Raw genomic sequence first — 22,613 nt, 5'->3', positions numbered from 1 at the left:
CGCTCACCGCCCGCACAACGTCAACTCACCGTCAATCGATCGACGGCACGCCGTCCCTGATAGTGATCACACCGAACTGGAAGTTCTGCTGAACCCCACCCGGGATGTCGAACTGGTCGGAGATCGGGTAGCCGAGGCGACCGTTCTCGTAGCCCTCCGACGCCCAGGCGTCGAAGATGGGCCCGTTCTGGACGGCCCAGGCGCCGGACGCGGGACTCCAGTAGATGTTGCCGTTCTGGAACCGGTTGAAGCGGCCGTTGTCCTTGATCGGGACCTCACTGGTCTGCGGGAAGCCGAGCCAGCCGTTCTCGAAGCCCATCTCGGCGTACTTCCCCATGATCAGACCCAGTACCGCGTTGGCCCCCGTGTCCCGGGTCCAGTACATAGCACCGATGTCGAAGCCCTGGACCAGCCCGTCCATCTTCGCAGTCTTGACCTGCTCGGCTGCCGGGTAGCCCAGCGGGCCGTTCTCCCAGCCCTGCGCGGCCCACTCGTCGCGGATCGGGCCGCTGACCGCGTTGGCGCCGGTCTGCGGGGTCCAGTAGATCGAACCCTTCTGGAAGTGGTTCAAGCGACCGCGGCCGTCGGCGAGTGCGATCTCGCCCGTGGTGGGGAGGCCGAGAACACTCGGGCCGCCCGCGTTCTGGTACTCGCCGCCGATGCCACCAGCCACCGCGTGCGCACCGGAGTCGCCCCCGTAGAAGATGCGACCGAAGCGGTAGTCCTGCGCGACACCGCCGGCCACCTGGTACTCGCCGGTGACACAGTCGCCGATCCAGCTGTTGCCGTCTGCGACCGGTGCGATGGCGCCGCCCGGGCCGCAGCCCGGCTTGTCGGCCTCGACGCCGATCGCGCCCGCGAGCTGCGGCCACAGCTGGTGCAGCTCGAACTCCCAGTACGGCCACGAGTGCGTGCCCGACGGGCGGAAGTTCACCGTTGCCGGGATGTCCAGCTTGCGCAACTTGGTGATGAACGTCTGCGACGTCAGGCGCGACAGGATCTCGAGGCCCATCCCGGCGTAGTTGGTGCTGATGCCGGGGATACCGGACGGCTGATCGTACTGACCGGTCGTGCCACTACCACTGGAGATGTAGAGGCTGACACCCTCGAGTTCGTCGGCGAGCAAGTAGGGATCGTGTGCCTCCCACGCGTCGTTGCGGGGGCTACCCCACATCGCGTCGGCGTCGAATCCACCCGCATCTGCCATAGCGAGCGCGATGGCCTGCGGCATGCCGAGCGTCGTGGTCGTGAGGATGCCCGACAGCGAGCCGGCGAACTGGAAGAAGCCCGGGTTGCGCGCGGCGAGCATCATCGCCGAGGTGCCACCCATCGACAGGCCCACGACGCCGCGGGTCTGCGTGCTGCGGAAGTCGTTCTCGAGAATCGGCGGGAGTTCCTTGGTGAGGAAGGTCTCCCACATGTAGTTCTGGCCGTTGTTCTGGTCGATCCAGTCCGAGTAGAAGCTGGACTGACCACCGATCGGCAGTACGACATTGACGTTCTTGTCGGCAAAGAAAGACTCGGCGTCGGTCTCGAGGGTCCAACCGTTCTCGTCGTCTCGTGCACGCATGCCGTCGAGCATGTAGACGACCGGGAACGTGGCGTCTGGCTGGGCATTCCAGTCACGGGCCAACAGCATCTGGACCTGGATCGGGACGCCCATGGACGGAGAGTTGATCCAGAGCGCCACTCGGCGATCGGTGAGCCAGTCAACCCGCTCGATCATGCCGGGCCCCGACTGCGACTCAACCGTGTCTGTCGACCCTGGCGTACCGAGCGACTGCGCCCCGGCGGCGCCGGCCGATGTGAGACCTGCAGCTATCGGGAGCACGAGTGCGGCCGCGGCGACACTCAGCGCACGTTTGCGCCGCCCACCGCTGGCGCCGCCGCGGCGCCCGGGCCGCTCGAGACCTAATCGCATCCGGACAACTCTCCTTCGTGATGGCGTACATACCCTGCTGCACCAGGGCATCCGTTCCTTGTTACACGGAACGGGCGCCCAGGTGGGGTTGCCACGCTGGTTGGATGGTGAATTCGTGAAATCAGTTCGGGACGGAGGGATCCGTCCCGGGCGTGGTCAGGTCACCACGCATCGAGGACATCCAGAATCTGCCCTCGGGCCTTCCCCAGCTCTACCGACCAGTAGGGCCACGAGTGGGTCCCGGTGGTGGGGAAGCTGTAAGTCGCCGGAATGCCGAGTCCCTGCAAACGCTCCTGGAATGCGCGGGTGTTGGAGTACGCGATCGTCTCGAGGCCCGACGCATTCTGGGTGTTGAAGTACTCGATCGCCCGCTCGGGGTTGTCGTAGTCGCCCGGCTGGCCGCTACCCGCCGAGATGTACATCGACAAGCCCGCGAGCCTGGGAGCGAAGGCCATCGGGTCGTTGCGCTGCCACGCCGCGCTCCCCGCCGGACCCCACATCGCGTCGACGTTGTAGCCACCGGCATCGAGCATCGCGACGCGGATCGCCTGACGCATGCCGGGCGAATTGATGTCCAGGTACCCGGACAGTGAACCGGCGAACTTGAACTGGTCGCGGTGGTAGGCGGCGAGAGTGAGAGCCGCCGAGCCACCCATCGACGGGCCGAGCACAGCATTGTTTGTCCGCGAGACGCCACGGGTCTCCAGGTAGGCGGGGAGGTCCCGAGTGAGGAACGTCTCCCACTTGTAGGTGATCCGCTGGCCGTTCGTGTTGCTGGGCCTGTACCAGTCGCTGTAGAAGCTCGACTCACCGCCCACCGGCATCACGAGGGTGACGTTGTCGTCGCGGAACTGCTCGAGAGCGTTGGTCTCGAAGCTCCAGGCGTTGCGGTCGTCACGGGCGCGCAGTCCGTCGAGCAGGTAGAGAGCAGCGTTGCCGCCCTGGGCGGCCCACTGGATCTGGACCTTGATCGGACCCATGCTCGAGTCGACAGAGACCTCCTCGTAGCCGCCTGTCGGCGCCTGCGTTGCGAGGGGCGCGGCCGACGCGGTGGTCACGCCGGCGACCCCGGCAGCCAGCGGAACGGCCAGCGCAGCGGCGGAAATGCCGAGTAAGCGTTGCTTGAGGCGCTGCGGCAGCCTTGATCGAGCTAAACGCATGAACACTGCTCTCTTTCTTCATCTCCGGCGTCCGTCGTGCGGCCCGGTGGACTCCGTCGGCGGGCAGATCACCCTGTTCACCGCCCCGTCCAGGGCGGCGAACAGACTGCTCCAGTCACACTGCGCGTCGTGGACTGTATGCGACGGACCGGACTGTGACAAACAGTCCGATTCCGCTTCCGGGTGCCCTTCCGCCTACCCCAACATCGATACACACCTCGTCGTCGTTACAGATCCGAGATGAACGATCCATGAACGGTAATGGGCATGCGACGCGCTGGAGATAGGCGGAAGGCTCAGCCTTCCCGGGACGGGTTTCACGGATGGTTGCTCGCATTCGTTCGCGATGCAGGGACGAGCCCTACCGGCCGGCCCGTGGCTCGGGCATCTCGAGATCGCAGCGCTGGATCTCGTACTTGGGCACGCGGTCGAATCGGTAACCGGCGTATTCGAATGCGTTCAGCAGATTCCGCTCGAACAGCGGCCACGTCAGGGGAGCGCTGTACGACTCCTTCAGTTCGACGGTCTCGGGGCACGTGAGCGCCACCTGGGCCTGCCTCACCCATTTCTCGTCGAGGTACCACGGCAGCCAAGGATGGACCGGCACCATTCCGGTGTCCGCAACCACCCAGTCCGGGTAGAGCACCTTGTCGTGGCCGATACGGCCGCCGTCCAGCCGCTCGGTGTGGGCCGCGATCGGGTAGGCGAGCCCCATCTGGTCCAGGACCTTCACGTCGAGGCCTACGTTCATGCTCGTCATGCCGAGATTCAGGAAGTAGACGGTGTGCCCGACGCCTCCCTCGGGGATCGGCAACGGCGGGGGCACGATGTCCCAGTTGGTGAATGCCGGCGTCGGGAGCAGCAAACCACCGTCCGGGGTGTCCGCGATGGTCTCGACCATCGCGCGCATCCGCGGGTAGTCGAGGTAGTCCTCGGCGCGAATCGGGTGCTGATGCCCGGTGTTGAGCGAGTAGAAAGCGCGCTCGTCCACGATCCCGGACTTTCCGACGGCCGCCCCGTCGGGCATCCCGACGGTATTCGCCGCGATGACCGCCCACCCCATCGTCGCCGTCCACGCCACCGTGGAGACTCCGAATACGAGCGTTGCATTGTTCCGCCCCCATTCCGAGCGCCGGAGAATACGCACCGGCACGACCGAAATCGGCACAAGGAGGCAGAAGAGGGACGGGAGGAGAACGCGGCCGTGCATGAAGTCGCCGCCGACACGTATCGAATAGATTGCGAGAATCAACCCGCACACGAGGATGAAGACGACGATCCCCGCCGGGGTATGCAATCGACGGGAGAAGCGCCCCCAAGCACCTACGCGACTGTGATCCACATCACTTGTCGAGGTGGGGGTGGGTCGTGCGGGCCGGCGCCACCATGCCATCGCGACGACGACAGCCACCGTGAGCAGCGGCAGCCACAGCAGGTAGGGGCCCACCAGGTTCCAGAGGTAGGCCAGCCCCTGAGACCACTTGGCGCCGCCGGCGTCCTTCGAGACCGCGGTGTTCGGGTAGGGCAGACCGTAGTAGCCCATGCGCCAGATCTGGTAGGCGACCGGAACGACACCCGCCGCCGCGACGATCCCCACCCGCAACTTCCATCCGATGGGAGCGAAGAAGATCAGCAGTAGTGCGAGCCCACCGACGATCGCCAACTCGGGCCGGACGAGCGGCCCGAGACCGGCCACGAACGCGAGCAGCAGGACAGAGCGCCACGACGGCGCAGGGTTCTGCGCCCACCGGACCAGCAGCAGCCACAACAGCGCGATCCAGAAGATGACCAGGCACGTCTCCAGTCCAGAGGTCGCGAAGTCCCGGGCGGGCGGTACCGCGATGTAGACGATCGCACCGGCCGGAAGCAGCAGTACGGCACCGCTTCCGAACCGGGCCCGATAGAGACGGGCGGTACCGATCATGGCCAGGACGACGGCGGAAACGGACAGCACGAGCGCCAGCCCCAGCACGACGTACTCGAGCCGGGCCTGCGTGAGCCAACTGAACACGTAGACGAGGTACGTCCACAGCGTGCTGGTGTTCGTCTCCACCCGTTCGCCCGCGTTGAACACCGGACCGTTGCCGGCAAGCAGGTTCCGTACCGTGCGGAGCACGATGAGTCCGTCGTCGGCGATCCACCGTCGCTGCCACGCACCCCACGCGAACAGCAGGGCCGTGAGCACGACGCCGCCGACGAACACCGCACCGGAGATCCGGGCGCCGCGCGGGCGCGGCTCCACGATGCGTTCGTCGATTGTGCGTGTCGGCTCAGACCAGGTAGACAGCGACACCTACTACTCCGATCCAGGCAATAGCGAGGAACTGGAGCACCCGGTCGCCCAGGGCAATCTCTTCCGGCTCCCCCGCCTCGCCCCCGTCGACGTCGACCGCGTAGCGCAGGATCGCGATCGTGAAGGGCACCATTGAGATCGCGAACATGGTGGTGTCATTGGCGCGATCCTGCTCGAACGCCCACAGTCCGTAGCAGATGACGACGGCCGTAGCCGACAGTGTCCACACGAACCGCAGGTACGTACCTGTGTAGTACTGCAGTGACTTGCGGATCTTCGCCCCGGTGCGCTCGGCCAGCTGCAGCTCGGCGTACCGCTTCCCGGCCGCCATGAACAGCGACCCGAACGCCATGATCAGCAGGAACCACTGCGACAGGGGGATCTCGGCGGCGACGCCACCGGCGATCGCCCGGATCAGGAAACCCGAAGAGACGATGCAAATGTCGAGAACGGCCTGGTGCTTGAGACCGAAGCAGTAGGCCAGCTGGATCGCGACGTACACCGCCATGACGACGGCGAGCTGCCAGTTCGCAACGAACGACAGCAGGATCGAAGCAACCAGCAAGACGGTCGCCAAGCCGTAAGCGATGTTGACCGGCAGCACCCCGGCCGCGATCGGCCGGAACCGCTTGGTCGGGTGTGCCCGGTCGGCCTCGACATCCATCGCGTCGTTGACGAGGTAGATGCCCGACGCCGCCATGCAGAACACTACGAACGCGAGCGCGACCGGCAGCAGCACATCGCCTTCGGTGACGGACCCGGCCGCGAGCGGTGCCGCCAGCACGAGCACGTTCTTGACCCACTGCCGTGGGCGGACGGCCTTGACGATGCCGCCGGCCAGGGTTTTCGGGGGTCCGGTGACGACCGCCGGCTCCTCGCTCATTTCACTCCAAACTTCTGCTCGGCCCGCAGCACGGCAGCCGCGGACACGGCGCCGAGCGCCGACCCCGCGAGCACGTCGGAGGGGTAGTGCACTCCGAGAACGAGCCGCGAGAGCAGCATCGGCGGGACCAGTACCGCAGGCAAGGGTAGTCCGGTGAGCCGACCGAGGAGCACAGCCGCCGCCGTCGTGGAGGTGGCATGCGACGAGGGGAAGCTCAGGCGGCTCGGCGTCGACACGTTCACCTGTACCGACGGGTCGTTGGGTCGGGGTCGTCTCACGACACGCTTGATGATGATCGACGCAGCGTGGGCGCCGACGGCACCGCCGGCGACACTGGCCCAGCGACGGCGGCGAGGCTTGTCGAGTACCGCGCCGACTCCGGCGACCGCGACCCAGCCGAGCGCGTGCTCACCGAAGTGCGACAAGCCGCGGGCCGCGCGAACGACGGCCGGCCTGGATCCGACGGTTCCCTGGACGGTCTGCAGGATCCGGACCTCAGATGCCGAAGACACGTTCCCACCTCTCCTTGCTGGTCAGCTCCGGTGCGGCGGCACGGTACGCGTGTTTGAGTTCCGGGAAGCGCTCCGCGAGTTCGCGGCGCAGGCGCAGCGATTCGCTCAACAGCCGGGCGGCGATCCTCGGGTCCCGCTTACGGTAGACGACGCCGCGCCCGTCCGCGGTGGTCACGGTCACCCCGTCGACTTGCGACAGCAGGAACCAGCGCGCGTCGAGCGTCGGCACGTTCAGCTGCGGCGTCTCGAGGTGCTGGGGCTTGGCCTTCTTGACGCTGTGGACCAAACCCTTGACCAGGCGGGTGGCGATGGCCACCTTGTTGGTCGGCAGGCCCACGTTGCCGACATCCTCGCGAGACGGCAGCGGCAGGCTCGTCGACGACGGCAGCACGATGGCGTCGGGGTACTCCTTGCGCAACGCGTGGACGGTGCCGAGGGCAGTCGGCAGCAGGTCGGCGACGTGCTCGGGTCCGGCCAGGAAGTCCTGGATCGCCAGGTTCTGGATCGCGACGGTCGAGTACTCGAGGCACAGCAGGTGCTTGGCGGTGGCCTTCACGGTGTTCGCGATCAGACCGGTTGCGCTTCCGGGCATGTGCAGTGCGGCCACGACCAGCCGGTTGCGTAGGTGGAAGTACGCCTGCCAGTCGATGGCGTCGTCCTTGTCGCTCCACGCCATGTGCCAGATCGCGGCGCCTGGCATGGTCACCGTCGGATAGCCGGCTTCCTTTGCCCGCAGTCCGTATTCGGCATCGTCCCATTTGATGAACAGCGGCAGCGGCTGACCGATCTCCTCGGCGACCTGTCGCGGGATCATGCACATCCACCAGCCGTTGTAGTCGACGTCGATGCGTCGGTGCAGCAGCTTGGACTTGCGCAGCGGCTTCTTGGAGAAGTCGTGGTCGTACTCGACGTTGGGTGCCGCGGTCCACATGAAGTTCTCACGCTTGATCACTTCACCCATCACGTGGAGGTGGCTGCGGTCCTGCAGATTGAGCATTTGCCCACCGACGAGCATGGGGCTCTTGGCGAACCGTGACATCGCGAGCGCGCGGAGAATCGAGTCGGGCTCGATCTCGATGTCGTCGTCCATGAACAGGATCTGCTCACAGTCGGTGTTCTTCAGCGCCTCGTACATGATCCGGCTGTAGCCGCCCGAGCCACCGAGGTTGCCCTGGTCGTGCATCGTGAGCTTGCCGCCGAGCGCGGCCGCAGCCTCGTCGAAACCGGGCTCGTCACGTACCTTGCGGGTGCCCTGGTCGGGGATGATGACGTGTTTGACGACGTCCATCACCAGCGGATCCGACGCAAGCGCCTTCAGCGCTTTGACGCAGTCGGTGGGACGGTTGAACGTCGGGATGCCGACCGCGACGTTCGCTTCACCGGGGGCGTCGATCGGCGCGTACCATCCGGCACTCAGCAGCTCGACGTCGGTGTCGGTGGTGATGTCGAACCAGATCCAGCCGCCGTCCTCGAACGGGCCGAGATCGACCTCGAACTCGAGAGCGCCCTCGCGGAATTCCTTGCCCTCGACGTGAATTCGCGAGCCATCAGCCTTGGAACGGTAGACGTCGACGCGGCCGTGTCCGGTCAGATCGAGTCGCAGCAGGACGGACTCGAGGATGCTCCACCGACGCCAGTAGCTCGCCGGAAACGCGTTGAAGTAGCTGCAGAACGACACCTCGGACTCGGCGCCGATCGACACCGACGTGCGCGAGGTGGCGTGCGCGCGACGCGCGTTGGTCTCGGACTCGTCCGTGTAGAGGCTCCGCACGTCGAGGGGCTCACCGGCGCGGGGCAGCAGGACCCGCTGCAGCAGCGCGCTCACGCGAGGTCTCCAGCCAAGGGCTCACCCGATTCGAGGTGGGGCCGGAGCGTGTTGTCGAACATCGACAACGCACTCGCGATCGCCATGTGCATGTCGAGGTACTGGTAGGTGCCCAGGCGGCCACCGAAGAGCACTGCTGAGCACTCCGTTTCACGCTTGGCGAGGGCGCGGTACGCCTCGAGCTTGGCGCGGTCCTCGGGGGTGTTGATCGGGTAGTACGGCTCGTCACCACTCTGGGCGAAGCGTGAGTACTCGCGCATGATGACGGTCTTGTCCTTGGGGTAGTCCCGCTCCGGGTGGAAGTGGCGGAACTCGTGGATGCGGGTGTAGGGGACATCGGCGTCGTTGTAGTTCATGACAGGCGTGCCCTGGAAGTCACCTGTCGCGAGCACCTCGGTCTCGAAGTCGAGGGTGCGCCAGCCGAGTTCACCCTCCGCGTAGCCGAAGTAGCGGTCGAGCGGCCCGGTGTAGACAACCGGAGCCGACGGGGACTGCCGGCGCAGGTCCTCACGCACGTCGAACCAGTCCGTGTCCAGGCGGACCTCTATGTTCGAATCCTTCGCCATGTTCTCGAGCCACGCGGTGTAGCCGTCGACGGGCAGGCCCTCGTAGGTGTCGTTGAAGTAGCGGTTGTCGAACGTGTACCGCACCGGCAGGCGGGTGATGTTTCCGGCGGGCAGTTCCTTGGGATCCGTCTGCCACTGCTTGGCGGTGTAGTCGCGGACGAACGCCTCGTACAGGGGGCGACCGATCAGGGAGATCGCCTTCTCCTCGAGATTGCTCGCGTCCTTGGTGTCGATCTCGGTGGCCTGCTCCGCGATCAGGGCACGCGCCTCGTCGGGCGTGAAATAGCGGCCGAAGAACTGCGAGACCAGGCCGAGGCCCATCGGGAACTGGTAAGCCTGCCCCTTGTGCATCGCGAACACGCGGTGCTGGTAGCCGGTGAAGTCGGTGAACTGGTTGACGTACTCCCACACCCGCTTGTTCGAGGTGTGGAAGAGGTGCGCACCGTACTTGTGGATCTCGATGCCGGTCTCGGCCTCGGCCTCGGAGTACGCGTTGCCGCCGAGGTGGTGACGACGTTCGACCACGAGCACCCGCTTGCCGAGCTGTGTCGCCGCCCTCTCGGCGATCGTCAGACCGAAGAATCCCGATCCGACGACGATGAGATCGAATCGATCTGGGGACGGCTCGGGCATAGCAGAGGAAGGGCTCGGGGAGGTCACGGAAGACAGGGTAGGCGAAGGAGACGGCTGGGCGCGTGCCCGGTGGCGCGAACCACCGGACACCCGCGCCCCGCCCCTACTGCAGTTCCGCCGCGAAGGCCAGCATGGCATCTCGAACGAATGCGGCAGTTCCAGAGCCGTGGCGGTCGTACTTCTCCGCAAACCTGGGATCTGCCACATACATCTCGCCCAGCCCGGCGAACGCGTCGGCGGTAGGCCTGCGGCCCTGCCAGCCCTCGGTGACCCATTCGTAGTGCCGACCAGTGATCTTGCGCACCTCGGCGCTGTCCGGCGCCAGTCCCGCGGCGTGCGCACGCCCGTAGTCGGCCGCGATGTCGAGTTGCCGTTGCCCGTAGCCGGACTTGTCGTGGTCGGAGAGCGATCGCCACCAGGTGTCGCTGTCCCGGTAGGCCGCTTCTCCCCAGCGCTCGATCACTTCGTCCTTGTAGCGGGTGTGGTCGAATCCGTCGAACATCTCCTCGGCCATCAGTGGCTCACCTTTCCTCGTCTTCTCCAGGGTTGTGCGCACCGACGCGATCATTCGGAGTAGGCGGGCCTGTTCCTGCTCGAGCAACTCCAGATGGGCCCCCAACGCGACCGCAGCGTCGGTCTCGTCGTCGAGGACGGCCGCGATCGCGGTCAGTCCCAGCCCGAGTTCGCGCAGCAACAGGATCCGCTGGAGACGCACCAGCGCCTCCTGGTCGTAGTACCGGTAGCCGTTGGCCCCGATCCTGCTGGGCTCGAGCAGGCCGATGCTGTCGTAGTGCCGCAACGTCCGGCTCGTCGTCCCGGCGATTCGCGCCAGCTGCTGAATCGACCATTCCCCGGTTCGGGTCACGGTTCACGCCTCCTCGATCCTTCGTCGGTACCCCCAGCCTGCAGGTTGACGCAACGTCAAGGTCAAGCCGAAAACTGGGTGGCGGCGATGCCCGGAGGAGCAGAATCGGGCGGACCCCGAGCAGGGCCCGCCCGATTCGAATCTCGGCCGGTCAACGTGGCGGGGCCGACCTCACTCCTGCGACATCTGCTGGAGCACCACGCTCGAGTCGACGACTTGGACGCCCAATGTCGGTGTCCACACGATCGTGCCGCCCTGGTAGGTCCGGAACGTGCCCGAGTCGTCGGCCAACAACAACTCCGGGCCGATCGGCTCACCGAGGCTTCCGGCCGGTCCGCCGAGCTCACGGTACTTCGCTTCGATCAGCGACTCCTGATCGGCGGAAGATGGGACGGCACTCGCATCGGCAGTGGGCTCTGCGACGGGTAGCGGCCCGCTCGACGCCAGCAGGGGCTGCAGGTCGGCCAACGACGGCAGCGGCGGTAGCGGCGGCAAGATCGACTCGATCGAGCCCGGCGGGATTTCCGGCAGTGGGGGCAGCGGGATCAAGTCGAGCCAGTCCTGAGGCAGCGGCAGGCCGGGGATCGATCCCGGCGCTCCCTCACCACCGACGGTGAACCAGTCCGACTTGAGGCCGAGCTTCCACCGTGCGTCCTGACCGGACGCCTCCACGGTGCGCTCCGATCCCACGACCCTGACCTTGGTCACGCGGCCACCGTCGGCGCCCAGACCGTTGCGCCCGATCACGTCGAAGGAAATCAACTCGCCGACGCCGAACGCGTTCGCGATGGCGCCGGCCGTGACGGTTTTGGTCCAGTTCTGGTTCGGGGAAACGGAGTCACCGAGGTCGATGACCGCCGGGAATGTCCCGCCGGCGGTGTAGCCCCCGGTCGAGGACGAGAACTCGGCGGCCATGATCTGGTTGCCCCGCTTGATCACCGTGCCGGCGGTCCGGTTGACCGCGTCGGTGGTCCGGTGATCCTCGCGGGACGAGCCACCGTAGACCTGACAGGACTGGGTATCGCAGGTCTGCGCGTAGGAGTATCGGTGCTCGGCCGCGGCGTAGGAACGTGCGGCTATCGCCTGGGCGCGCAGTGCTTCCCGCCCGCCGGTGTCGGCCCACGACGGGATCGATTCGGTCGGTACGACACCGTAAAGGTAGTCCTCCATCAGCACCCTGTTGACTGTCCGCCAGGCTCCGTTGCCGTCCAGCAGAGCCCCCATCGCGCCGCGATACGGGGCGCCGCCGTCGCACAGTCGCAGGTGCTCGCCCGCCGGACGGTTCCCGTCGAGGTTCACCGGATCGACCCACGGGACATTGGTCCAGGTTCGCAAGAGCTCGCGCCCGTTGCACCCATCGGTGACTACCACTTCGGCCCCACCGGGTGTGGGAGTCAGGTGCGCGGCCGAGTTCGGCCCGAAGAACTGACCGGCGACATTCAAGCCGGCCTGCGAGTAGACGTCGAGTCGCCTGTCGTCGCGGCCTACGAGTCGCACCTCGACCCAGGGGTCGTCTATAGGCCCGAGAGTGGTGTTGCCGTAGTAGTGCCCGACGATCTTTTCCGCAGACCAGCCGTAGTTCTTCGCGTAGCCGTAGGCGCCGTACTGTCCCATGCCGCGGCCGTGCCCGTAGCCGTGGCCGTTGATCGTGATCGGGGTGCCGGCGGCTACCGCGGGCACGATGCCCGGGTCCGCGCCGCTGTCCGCGGCACGCAGACCGATGGCCACACCCACTGCGAGGGCCGGGGTAAGACCCAGCGCGACGGCCTTGGTGAAGGACTTCGACGTGCCGGCGCTGAATCGTTTCCGGTAGGTCCGGACACCACGATTCACGGTCGTGCGGAGGCGCAGTTTCGTCATTACGGCACTCCTCATCACTGAAGGCCGGACATCGTTCGAGCTTCAGGTCGAGGCCTGAACGCTTCGCGAGCCTCAATCTCAGGTTGAGAGTTATTGTTGGTGAGACTAGTGTGACAACTGTGACTGATGTTAGCAACATGTAAACCACAAACACCTGTAGTCACGTTGGTAACATAGGCATCACAAGTTGCAGACATCCTCGGATGATCTATGGACTCCCTCCCGGGGCGGCACCGAGGATTTAGTCCGAACCCCGACCCAACCGGGATCGGTTCAGCCGGAAGGTCGCTCGCAGCGCACGAACACAGCCCGTGCATGAACTCGAGGAGAACCCGCCTTGCCGCACCGTCGACCCAAGAACTCGATCGTTTTGGCCACAGTCGCCGCGGTGGCTGCTGCAGCGCCGTTCGCCATCCAGGCCATCGGAAATGACTCTTTGACAGTCCGCTTCATCGGTGGGACCTCGCCCTCGATCCCGACAGACATTGCCGAGATCGTGCTCACGTCCGTGCCCGACGTCGTCGTCCCGCTCGAGGAAATCACCGGGCTCGACATTCCGGACATCGACCTGCGCGATCTGCAGCTGCCGACCGAGATCCCGCTGCCCGGAGGCGGTTCGATCCCGCTGTCGCCGCTGACCCCGCCGGCCGTCCCCGGAGACATCGCGGCCCCGGCGCCGCCGCCCGAAACCGTGCCTACGCCCGAAACCGCGGTCCCATACCTGGCCGATCAATTCGGCGCCACGGTCAAGGAGATCACGCGTGACAAGCCGTTCTCCATGGTTGCGCTGACCGCCACGGACCTCGAGTCGGTGGTCACGAAGCTACGCGTGAAGCTGGCAGACGGGTCGTGGGGCGAGTGGTTCGCTCCCGAGGGAATCGATAGCCAAACCGCCGACATGGCGACGGTGTCCGGCAAGCAGGGCAGCGATCCTGTCTACGTCGGCGAGACCAACGCCATGCAGATACTCGTGGCACCCAAGGATTCCGGTGCCACCGGCCAGACTGCGGCGGGCGAGCAAGGAACCCCAGCGGCGCAGACCCCCGCACCTGCCGACACACCAGCACCGGAGGCACAGCCGTTGGGCTACGCGCCGGCCGCCGTGTCCAACCCCCTGCCCGCAGCGACGTCCAACCCGCTGCACGCAGCGACCATCACCGCCGACGACATCTCTGCAGTGCTCATCAACCCAGGCACCGGCCCGCAGGATTCGAACCTCGCCGACATCGCCACCCCGGCGTCCGTGAACGGCATCAACATCATCTCGCGCAGCGGATGGGGAGCCGACGAGCGCATCCGCTGCTCGAACCCGATCTATGACGATTCCCTCGGTGGCGCGACCGTGCACCACACCGCCGAGAGCAACAACTACACCAGGCGGGAGTCTGCCGGCATCGTGCGCGGCATCTATGCGTATCACGCGCAGACCCTCGGCTGGTGCGACATCGGCTACAACGTGCTCGTCGATCGGTTCGGCCAGATCTTCGAGGGTCGCTACGGCGGTCTCGACCGTCCGGTTCGGGGCGCACACGCCGGTGGCTTCAACGAAAACACCGTCGGTATCGCGATGATGGGCAACTTCTCGAACGTGCCGGCACCGGCCGCGACGATCGAGTCCCTCGGGAAGTTCCTCGGGTGGCGACTGAAGCTCGCGAACCTGAATCCCAAGGGCTGGACGACGATGTACTCCGAGGGCACCTCGTACACGAAGTTCGCGAAGGGACAAGCGGTGAACCTGCCGATCATCTTCGCGCACCGTGACGTCGGCTACACCGTGTGCCCGGGTGACTCCGCCTACACCCAGATGGACCAGGTCCGTGACATCGCCGCGGCGAACTGGAACGGAAGCAGTGGTAGCAGCGTGCCTCTGCCCACCCCCAGTCCGGGCGGAGGGACCAATCCCGATATCGGGGTGAACGTCGGTTCCCTCGACCTCGAGGCGCAGATCCCGGCGGCTGTGAACAACATTCTGTCGATCGCCGATTCCAACCCGATCGCTCGCCAGTGGCTCGCCCTCGGCGGGAATCGCGGCATGCTCGGCGACGCCCTCTCCGGCTTGCTGACCACCGCGGCGGGACAGCTGTACGCATTCTTCGAGAACGGCGCGCTCGTCACGTCGCCGTACGGCGACGTGGTGACGATGCTCGGCGAGATCTTCAATGCCTGGCAGGCCGCCGGCGGGATCCTGGGCGACATCGGCCTGCCGATCAGTGACGAGTACAGGGTGAACGGGGGCTTCCGCAGCGACTTCGAGAACGGCTCGATGATCTACGACGAAGCGAACCGGGAGATCACGACGATCGTGACCAAACCGGCCCCGGGCGCTGCCGCCGCTTCAACACCGACAACTCCGGCACCGACGGCTCCTCCCGAGGAGACCCCGGTGCAAACCAACTGATCCGCATACGACCGAACGCCTCCGTCTCTCCCGGGAATCACGCCGGCCAGGATTCCCGTCCCACGAATTGCGGAGAACCAGAGGCGTTCTCGGTCGGTCAGTTCACCCAGAACCGTTCGAGGACGCGGGCGACTCCGTCGTCGCTGTTGGTAGCCGTGACCTCGTCGGCCGCGGCCTTCGTGTCCGGATGCGCGTTCTCCATCGCAACGCCGTGCCCGGCCATCGCAAGCATGGCGATGTCATTGGGCATGTCCCCGAAGGCGAGAACTCCCGACTCGCTCACGCCGAGCCGCCGGGCGATCAGCCTCAGCCCCGACGCCTTGGTCACGCCGGGCGCGGACACCTCGATCAGGCCGTTGTTCGTCGAGTAGGTCAGGTCCGCCCGTTCCCCCACCAGCGGCCGCAGCGTCGCGACCATGGCGGCACTGCTCGCGCCGGGGATGCGGATGAGCATCTTGATCGCCGGGGCGGACAGGATGTCCTCCGGCGCCATTTCGACGTGGTCGGGGTTGAGCCAGGCATGCTCGTATCCCGGCGCGCTCACGAACTGCGGGGTCGCGGTGTCGTGCGCGGTCGAGCCGACGCGCTCGGCCGCCAGCCCCGCCCCGGGCAGCTCGTACTCGATCAAGTCGGCGATCCAGGCGAGGGTCTCCACCGACAGCATCGCGGCCTCGAGGACCCGGTCGGCTTCCGCGTCGTAGAGGACCGCGCCGTTTGCACACACCGCGAGCGGTGCGAATCCGAGTCCGTCGACCACCGGGTCGAGCCAACGCGGAGGGCGCCCGGTAGCAAGGACGAACGGCGTGCCGGACTCGACGACGGCGCTTGCCGCCTTGCGGGTCCGAGCGGTTATACGTTCGTCGTTGTCGATCAGGGTGCCGTCGACATCGCTGGCGACAAGGCTGGGGAATTCGTGGTCCACCGGGTCATTCTGCCCTGTCCGATGACATTCGAGGAGCGAGAACGGCTGGATGCGAGGCAACTCACGACGCACGGGGGCGACGCTTGCGGGCTTCGTCCTCGTCGAGCTTGGTGGCCTCGGCGAGCGTCGGCGCCGTTCCCCCGAGACGCCGGGGCACCCACGGCTCGCCGACCGGATGAGGGTAGTCGCGCTGGGCTTCGGCGAGCAGGGCCGCCATACGCTCATGCAGAGTCGCCGTGAGCGACTCCGGTCCGCCCTCGGGAGCGATCGGCTCCCCCACCGCGACCGTGACGGGGATGCGGTGCCGACCCAGGTGCAGGGGTTGCCCCTTGGTTGCGATCCGCTGTGCGCCCCACACGATGGATGGCACGATCGGCACTCCGGCCTCGAGCGCCATCCGTGCTGCACCGGACTTGAACTTCTTGAGTTCGAAGCTCCGGCTGATCGTGCCCTCCGGATAGACACCGACCAGTTCACCGGCCTTCAGCGCCTCGACCGCCGAACGATACGACGCGGTGCCGGCGGCGCGATCCACCGCGATCGTGCGGGTATTACGCATCAGAAACCTCAAGACCGGATTGTCGGCGAGTTCCGACTTGGCCATGAAGCGGATTCGGCGACCCCGACTGCGTGCGGTGAGCCCGATCGGCACGAAGTCGAGGTAACCGGTGTGATTGACGGCCAGCACCGCCCCGCCGTCACGCGGCAGGTTCTCGACGCCGACGCGCGTGAACCGAAGGCCCTGAAAGGTGCTCATGCCTTGCGCGGCCCACTCCACTGCCGCATAGACCGGCTCCACGACTACTTCCCCTCGGTCTCCTTGCTGCGTCGTGCAGCCTTCGCTTCGGCGTCCGCCGCATCCATTGCGTTGGCTTCCTCGAGGGTCGGTGCTCCACCACCGAGTCGGGCCGGCACCCAGTATTCGCCCGCGGGGTGCTCATAGCTCGCCTGCACGCCGCGCAGCAGTTCTTCCATCCGCGTGTGCAGAAGCGCCGTCATCTCCGACCCCGGCTCGAAGGGCGCGATCGGCTCCCCGACGGCGATGGAGATCGGAGTGTTGGTCCGGCCCAGACGCTTCGGGTAACCCTTGGTCCATACCCGCTGCGATCCCCAGATGACGATCGGGAGCACCGGGGTCCCCGACTCGATCGCCATCCGGGCGGCACCGGATTTGAAGCCCTTGAGTTCGAAACTCCGGCTGATCGTCGCCTCCGGGAACACGCCCACCAGTTCACCGTCCCGCAGCGCCTCCACCGCGGCCCGATAGGACTCGCCACCGGCCGATCGGTCGACGGGGATGTGCTTCATTGCGCGCATCATCGGGCCGGAGACCTTGTGAACGAATACCTCGTTCTTCGCCATGAACCGGATGTAGCGCTTGACGGCGCGTGCCGGCAGACCCGCATAGGTGAAGTCCATGTACCCGGTGTGGTTGATGGCGATCACCGCACCTCCCGTTTTGGGAATGTGCTCCTCGCCGGTCACAGTGAACTTCAGGCCTTGGCCTGCGAACACGACGCGAGCTAGGCCGATGATCGTTCGGTAGAAGGGTTCCACAGATTGAAGCCTAGTCGGCCGCTCGTGGCCGAGACACTTCCCGACCCGTCGAACGGTCGAACGTACGACTCGAGGCCCCCGGCATGCGCCGGGGGCCTCGAACTCTTCGCTAGGAAAGGACGGGGAGGCTGCTGTGCAGCCGCCCCGATCTCTCAGGACCCGAAGGGAAGTCCGCCCAGGCTGCTGGTGTCGCCGGGCGCCGGATCCACCGAGGCGACGTCGAGCGTCCGAGGCTCCGAGGTCGAACCCTTCAGTCCCTCGGCGCCGGAATAGACCGCGGTGATCGAGTGAGCACCCGTAATCGTGAACGCATAGTCCAGCGTCGCGGTGCCATCGACCAGATCGACTGTCTCTCCGATCGGGGTCTCACCGTCGAAGAACTGGATCGTTCCTTCAACCGGCACGGACGACACCACCGACGCCCACAACGTCACGGTGTCACCGGGGGCCGCCGACGCAGGCACGGTCAGCGCCGTCGCGGTGTCGACGTCGACCTGCGTAGGCACCGTCACGTTCACGTTCCGAGTAACCGTGGTGGAACCATCGAGCGCGGCCGTACCGGAGAACACCGCCGAGATGGCATGTGTGCCAACTGCAGAGAATGTGTGCGGCAACCGTGCGACACCGTCGCTCACCGCCACCGGGTCACCCAGGTCCTGGCCTCCGGCACGGAACTGGACGGTTCCTCCGTCGACAGGATCCCCGGCTGCGTCGCGGACGGTCACCCACAGGTCGACGACCTCATCGGTCTTGGCCTCTCCGGGAACACTGAGCAAGGTCACAGTATCGCGGGGGGCCACCACCGGGTCGGTGACGGACACCGACTGGGCGGGTGCAGTCGCGGGTGCGAAGCCGGCCGTTCCCGAGTAGTAGGCGGAGATGGCGTGGCTTCCGACGGACGTGAACGTGTGCTCGAGGATCGCTGTTCCGTCCGTGAGTTCGACCGGCGTGCCGATGTCGGCGAGGCCGTCCTTGAACTGCACCGTTCCACCCGTCGGCGTCGGGCTGATCGACGCCGAGAGCGTCACCGGATCACCGGTCTGCGCGGCCTCCGGCACGGTGACGGCCGCGGTCGTCGCCGCATCGGTCACCGTCACCGTCTGCGGCGCCGCGGTCGAGTTCGTGAATCCGAACGCGCCGAAGAATTCCGCGGTGATGCTGTGCTGGCCGGCGCTGAACGTGTACGGCAGGGTTGCCGCACCGTCGACCACCTCGATCTGGTCCCCGATCGGGGCCCCGTTGTCTGCGAACTGCACGGTGCCCTGTGCGTCCGTCGGCGATACCTGCGCCGTCAGATCCACCGTTTCACCGGCCACGGCCGTCCCGGGAACCGACACGACGACATCCGTCGACACCGGGTCGTTCACCTGCACGTTCTGCGCAGCCGACTCCGACGACTTCGCCTTCGCGGTGGAGGGGAACATCGCCTGCACCGACCAGGTGCCCGTCGCCGGAGCCCAGTCGTATGTGGCGACACCCGACGCATCTAGTTCGCCCGAACCGATCTTGGTGTCCCCGTTGTAGAAGTCCACCGGATCGCCCTGCGCGCCACCGGTCACCGTGGCGGTCAACGTCACCAACTGGCCCACCACCAGCGGGCTGGGCACCGCGGCCAAAGACGTCGTGGTGGTGTCCTTCGCCACCGTGACCGTCGGACCCTTGTCCGTGTAGCTGCCGGCGCCCAGACTGCCGTCGTAACTCATCCCCGTCGACAACGGGGTGTCACGAGCGCAATCCTCGGTCACCCGATACTCGAACGTGAAGGTCTGTGAGTTCGGGTTGATGTTCGGCCACACGTTCCACGACCCCGACACCCGGGTGTAGTCCGACTCGACCTGTGGGTTGGACTTGTTGCTGCTGACGAACTCCCAGCACGACGGGTGATGATCCGTGACCTCGTAGATGATTTCGAGTACGCCGGAGCGTTCGAACTTCGTCTTCACCTCGATGATCTGACCCACCGACGCCGTCGTGTCACTCACCGTACGGGTGAACTTGCTGTTGCCGTCCGACCACGTCACCGATTCCGACGCCGCATTGGCCAGACCCGGACTGAATCCTCCGAGGAGGGTTGCCGACAGCGCGGCCACGGCCGCACCGGCGGTCAGCCGCCGACTCGTCCTACCAGTCATCCCGATCGCCCGTCCTTCTCGCACTGTCGCTGCCTTCGAGTTTCGCTGTCGCATCGCCATCTCCGCTCACGAACCGAATGCGACGCTGCCGGCCGGGGTCGCGACCGGGTTGATCACGAGGGTTCCGGGGATGGACGTCGACTCTGTGAATCCAGCTGCGCCACTGTACTTTGCGGTGATCGCGTGGGATCCGGCCTCGGCGAACGTATGCGCGAGGCTTGCGTATCCGTCGACGAGTTGCACTGCCTCGCCCAGCGGTGTGTCACCGGCGAAGAACTGAACGGTGCCGTTCGGAGTCTGCGGGGCGACGACGCGCGCGTCCAGGATCACGGGATCACCGGCAGTGTTGACGGCCGGCAACCCCAGTTCGGTTGCCGTCGCAAGATCCGCGACCGACGCAACTGTCACGTTGATGTCCTGAGGGTCGGTGGTCGAGCCTTGGAAGGCACCCACCCCGCTGAACTCTGCCGAAATCGCGTGTACGCCAGTCGAGTCGAACGTGTGCGTCAGCTTGGCGAAACCGTCGACCACGGGAACCGGACTTCCGATGAGTGCCTCGCCGTCGCGGAACTGCACCGTGCCCCCGTCCGGCACCGGGGCTCCGTCCCACAGGTCGAACGTGCTCGCCCAAAGGTCCACTGGCTTGTCGGTCTTCGCCTCACCGGGCGCGTTGAGCAACGTGGCGGTGCCGATGTTGGTCGCCGTGACGTCCACGGTCACCGGAGCCGCTGTCGAACCCAGCGAACCCACGCCCCCGCTGTAGACCGCGGTGATGGAGTGCGATCCGCCTCGAGTGAAGGTGTGCGAGAGACTCGCGACACCGTCCACGACCAGGACCGGCGATCCGAGGTTCGTTGCGCCGTCACGGAACTGCACGGTGCCATCGACCGGGGTCGGGGAAACGGTCGCCGAGAACGGCACGACCGTCCCGACCTCCGCGGTGGCGGGGACGGTGAGTTCAGTGGTGGTTGCGACCGCGTCCGGCAGCGGCTCCGAGACCGCCACCACGCGCGCACCCGAGGTCGACGGCGCGTGGGCCGCGCTGCCCAAGAAGGCCGCGGTGATGCTGTGGTCGCCCGTCGTCGTGAAAGAGTGCGATAGCGTCGCGATGCCGCCGGCGACCGGAACGGGATCCCCGATGTCGGTGTCACCGTCCCTGAACTGCACCGTGCCGTCGACACCGGGCGGGTTCACGGCCGCGATGAGGTCCACCGCGAGACCGGTGGTCGCGGTCGGCGGCACCGTGACCGAGGTCGTGGTGCCCATGACTGGCGGCGTCACCGTCACAGTCCGTGGCTCCGACGCGGACGACGCGAAACCTGTTGCGCCCGAGAACTCGGCGGTGATGCTGCGGTCGCCGAGCGCACCGAACGTATACGCCAGACTCGCCGCCCCGCTGATCACCGGAACCGGTGCGCCGATGTCGGTGCCGTTGTCCTTGAACTGCACGGTGCCGGACGCTTCGGCCGGTTCCACCGCGGCGGTGAGCTCCACTGGGGTACCGGTCGTGGCGGTGTCGGGAACGGTCAGCGTAGTGGAGGTGATCACGTCGGGCGCGACGATGCGGATGGTCGTCAGCGGCCCGGCTCCGGCGTTGAGGCCGCTCGACTTCGAATCACGGGGGCTGCAGCGGGTCGGTGCCCACTGGTCACCGAAGGCCGACGCGAGAGCCAACTGCGTGCTGAAGTTCTTGTTGTCGTTGAACTTGCCCGCGTCGCCGCTCGTACGGAGCTTCGGCTCGATGACACCGGACTGACCGGCCACCATCGTCACCTCGATCGCCGGCATCCGGAACCAGGAGTCACCCTTCGAGTTCGGGGTGCCGTCGAGGTTCAGCTTCAATTTCGGAGCACGGATGCCACCCTCTTTGCTGGTGCTGTTGGAGGCACCGTTGCCGATCACCTCGTTGTTGCCGGAGATCCGCAGGATGTTGCCGTTCGGGTCCTCGGTTCCGCTGTCGTTGACCCGGATCACACTCGGCGGTACGAGATCCAGATTGATCCCCGAGTTCGCCACGATCTCCGCACTGACGAATGTGGCGTTCGCCGGGATCTCGAAGTCATTCTTGAGCCGGGACAGACTCTTCGTCGTCGCGATGGATTCCTTGTCGGGATACGACTGGCCGGCGCTCTGCAACCGGAAGGCGAACGTCTCACCCGGCTCCACGGTCGTCGGGGCGTCGACGGTGATCTCGGTGTCTCGCGTCTGGTCAACCGGACCGGCGACGGCGCTGGAGGGAGTAGCCCTGCACGTGTTCTTGAACTCGAGAGTGGAAGTTGCCGCACCTGCTGGGGCGGCAACCAGCATCACGCCCATCGTCAGGGTGGCACCTGTGAGCGCTGCGGCGCAGCGCGTCGCTAGAGAGGAATTCACCGGACTCCTAAATGAACAATCGAAAACTGCTCTGCGGGCTCAACACCCGTGCCCGAGCACGATAACTGTCAAAACTGAAACGTGTGTCAATTCCTCGGATAACACGGATAGTCGCTTTCTTTCGTGGACAACCGAGATCAGGGAGGCCTACGAGCCCGGATGCTCATGTGGTCATGAAGGCTGTGGGCCCCTGCCTGGACAGGGGCCCACAGCCCGTTTCACGCGTCAGCCGTCAGGACCGGATCACTAGTCGCCCAAGCTGCCCAGGATGCCCAGGATGCCCGCGATGCCTGCGATATCCTCGATATCCAGGCTGCCCAGCGAACCGCCGTCCGTGCCACCGGACTCGGTGACCTCGAGCACCTGCACCTGCGAAGTCGAACCCTCCACCCCGGGACCACCGGAGTATTCGGCGCGGATCTCGTGCTGTCCAACGGAATCGAAGGTGTACACCAACTCCGCGATGCCGTCGACCACCTCGACCGGATCCCCGATCTCCGCGTCACCGTCGAAGAACTGGACGGTGCCAACCGCATCCGCCGGCGAGACCTGCGCGGTCAACGTCAACGGCACGCCCGCCGTCGCCGCCGACGACGACGTGATCACTACCGACGACGATCCATCCACCGGATCCGACACCGCCACCGTCACCGGCGCACCGGACGCATTCGTGAACCCGGGCGCACCCGTGAACTCCGCCGACACCGAAGCAT

General features: G+C 66.3%; 16 protein-coding genes. 1 reads left to right on the top strand and 15 read right to left on the bottom strand.

What is annotated here, in order from left to right:
- Window positions 1–31 precede the first annotated feature (31 nt).
- The 9 genes from EGT50_RS12095 to EGT50_RS12055 form a co-directional block, all read right to left on the bottom strand.
- Window positions 32–1,921 carry an alpha/beta hydrolase-fold protein gene (locus tag EGT50_RS12095; protein WP_127954834.1) on the bottom strand — a complete coding sequence of 630 codons (1,890 nt, stop codon included), beginning with the start codon at window positions 1,919–1,921 and terminating at the stop codon, window positions 32–34.
- Window positions 1,922–2,082: 161 nt separating this feature from the next.
- Window positions 2,083–3,081, bottom strand: coding sequence for an alpha/beta hydrolase (locus tag EGT50_RS12090; protein WP_127954832.1), 999 nt, complete (start codon window positions 3,079–3,081; stop codon window positions 2,083–2,085).
- A 361-nt stretch (window positions 3,082–3,442) separates the two neighbouring features.
- Complete coding sequence (gene zomB, locus EGT50_RS12085; RefSeq protein WP_408014635.1) at window positions 3,443–5,374, bottom strand: flagellar motor control protein ZomB; 1,932 nt, start codon at window positions 5,372–5,374, stop codon at window positions 3,443–3,445.
- Window positions 5,352–6,257: a decaprenyl-phosphate phosphoribosyltransferase gene (locus EGT50_RS12080; RefSeq protein ID WP_127954830.1), complete on the bottom strand. Its 906-nt coding sequence runs from the start codon at window positions 6,255–6,257 to the stop codon at window positions 5,352–5,354. Before EGT50_RS12080 ends, zomB begins: the two co-directional genes overlap by 23 nt.
- Complete coding sequence (locus EGT50_RS12075; protein WP_127954828.1) at window positions 6,254–6,769, bottom strand: phosphatase PAP2 family protein; 516 nt, start codon at window positions 6,767–6,769, stop codon at window positions 6,254–6,256. Before EGT50_RS12075 ends, EGT50_RS12080 begins: the two co-directional genes overlap by 4 nt.
- Window positions 6,753–8,594, bottom strand: a complete 1,842-nt coding sequence (locus EGT50_RS12070) for a glycosyltransferase (RefSeq protein WP_127954826.1) — start codon at window positions 8,592–8,594, stop codon at window positions 6,753–6,755. Before EGT50_RS12070 ends, EGT50_RS12075 begins: the two co-directional genes overlap by 17 nt.
- Complete coding sequence (gene glf / locus EGT50_RS12065) at window positions 8,591–9,793, bottom strand: UDP-galactopyranose mutase (RefSeq protein WP_127954938.1); 1,203 nt, start codon at window positions 9,791–9,793, stop codon at window positions 8,591–8,593. The genes EGT50_RS12070 and glf overlap by 4 nt, the downstream gene beginning before the upstream one ends.
- Before the next feature lie 103 nt (window positions 9,794–9,896).
- Window positions 9,897–10,658 carry a MerR family transcriptional regulator gene (locus EGT50_RS12060; protein WP_127954823.1) on the bottom strand — a complete coding sequence of 254 codons (762 nt, stop codon included), beginning with the start codon at window positions 10,656–10,658 and terminating at the stop codon, window positions 9,897–9,899.
- 171 nt (window positions 10,659–10,829) lie between these two features.
- Window positions 10,830–12,518, bottom strand: a complete 1,689-nt coding sequence (locus EGT50_RS12055; protein WP_127954821.1) for a SpoIID/LytB domain-containing protein — start codon at window positions 12,516–12,518, stop codon at window positions 10,830–10,832.
- A 388-nt stretch (window positions 12,519–12,906) separates the two neighbouring features.
- On the opposite strand from EGT50_RS12055, the gene EGT50_RS12050 reads away from it, so the two are divergent.
- The gene (locus tag EGT50_RS12050) at window positions 12,907–14,916 is read left to right on the top strand and encodes an N-acetylmuramoyl-L-alanine amidase (RefSeq protein WP_235870718.1); all 2,010 of its coding nucleotides are present in this window, start codon (window positions 12,907–12,909) and stop codon (window positions 14,914–14,916) included.
- 97 nt (window positions 14,917–15,013) lie between these two features.
- Here EGT50_RS12050 and EGT50_RS12045 read toward each other — a convergent pair whose 3' ends face one another.
- The 6 genes from EGT50_RS12045 to EGT50_RS12020 form a co-directional block, all read right to left on the bottom strand.
- Window positions 15,014–15,838 carry an HAD family hydrolase gene (locus EGT50_RS12045; protein WP_127954817.1) on the bottom strand — a complete coding sequence of 275 codons (825 nt, stop codon included), beginning with the start codon at window positions 15,836–15,838 and terminating at the stop codon, window positions 15,014–15,016.
- 61 nt (window positions 15,839–15,899) lie between these two features.
- Window positions 15,900–16,637, bottom strand: coding sequence for a lysophospholipid acyltransferase family protein (locus EGT50_RS12040; RefSeq protein ID WP_164873399.1), 738 nt, complete (start codon window positions 16,635–16,637; stop codon window positions 15,900–15,902).
- 2 nt (window positions 16,638–16,639) lie between these two features.
- Window positions 16,640–17,395 (bottom strand): lysophospholipid acyltransferase family protein, encoded by a 756-nt coding sequence (locus EGT50_RS12035; RefSeq protein ID WP_127954815.1) that lies wholly within the window; start codon window positions 17,393–17,395, stop codon window positions 16,640–16,642.
- A 152-nt stretch (window positions 17,396–17,547) separates the two neighbouring features.
- Window positions 17,548–19,527, bottom strand: coding sequence for an Ig-like domain-containing protein (locus EGT50_RS12030; RefSeq protein ID WP_235870717.1), 1,980 nt, complete (start codon window positions 19,525–19,527; stop codon window positions 17,548–17,550).
- Between the two features lie 66 nt (window positions 19,528–19,593).
- Window positions 19,594–21,900, bottom strand: a complete 2,307-nt coding sequence (locus tag EGT50_RS12025; RefSeq protein ID WP_127954811.1) for an Ig-like domain-containing protein — start codon at window positions 21,898–21,900, stop codon at window positions 19,594–19,596.
- Between the two features lie 246 nt (window positions 21,901–22,146).
- The coding region (locus tag EGT50_RS12020) for an Ig-like domain-containing protein (protein WP_164873398.1) at window positions 22,147–22,613 on the bottom strand (467 nt) is incomplete at its 5' end.

Origin of the sequence: Rhodococcus xishaensis, from assembly GCF_004011825.1 — a bacterium.
In the GTDB taxonomy this organism is placed as follows: Bacteria; Actinomycetota; Actinomycetes; order Mycobacteriales; family Mycobacteriaceae; genus Prescottella; species Prescottella xishaensis.
Note: the sequence above shows the minus strand (reverse complement) of the source record. Positions and strands in the feature narration are given on the sequence as shown.

Excerpts from the sequence above, each read along its gene's own strand:
- EGT50_RS12095 (WP_127954834.1), bottom strand. The coding sequence starts at position 1,921 with ATGCGATTAGGTCTCGAGCGGCCCGGGCGCCGCGGCGGCGCCAGCGGT.
- EGT50_RS12090 (WP_127954832.1), bottom strand. The coding sequence starts at position 3,081 with ATGCGTTTAGCTCGATCAAGGCTGCCGCAGCGCCTCAAGCAACGCTTA.
- EGT50_RS12080 (WP_127954830.1), bottom strand. The coding sequence starts at position 6,257 with ATGAGCGAGGAGCCGGCGGTCGTCACCGGACCCCCGAAAACCCTGGCC.
- glf (WP_127954938.1), bottom strand. The coding sequence starts at position 9,793 with ATGCCCGAGCCGTCCCCAGATCGATTCGATCTCATCGTCGTCGGATCG.
- EGT50_RS12055 (WP_127954821.1), bottom strand. The coding sequence starts at position 12,518 with ATGACGAAACTGCGCCTCCGCACGACCGTGAATCGTGGTGTCCGGACC.
- EGT50_RS12030 (WP_235870717.1), bottom strand. The coding sequence starts at position 19,527 with ATGACTGGTAGGACGAGTCGGCGGCTGACCGCCGGTGCGGCCGTGGCC.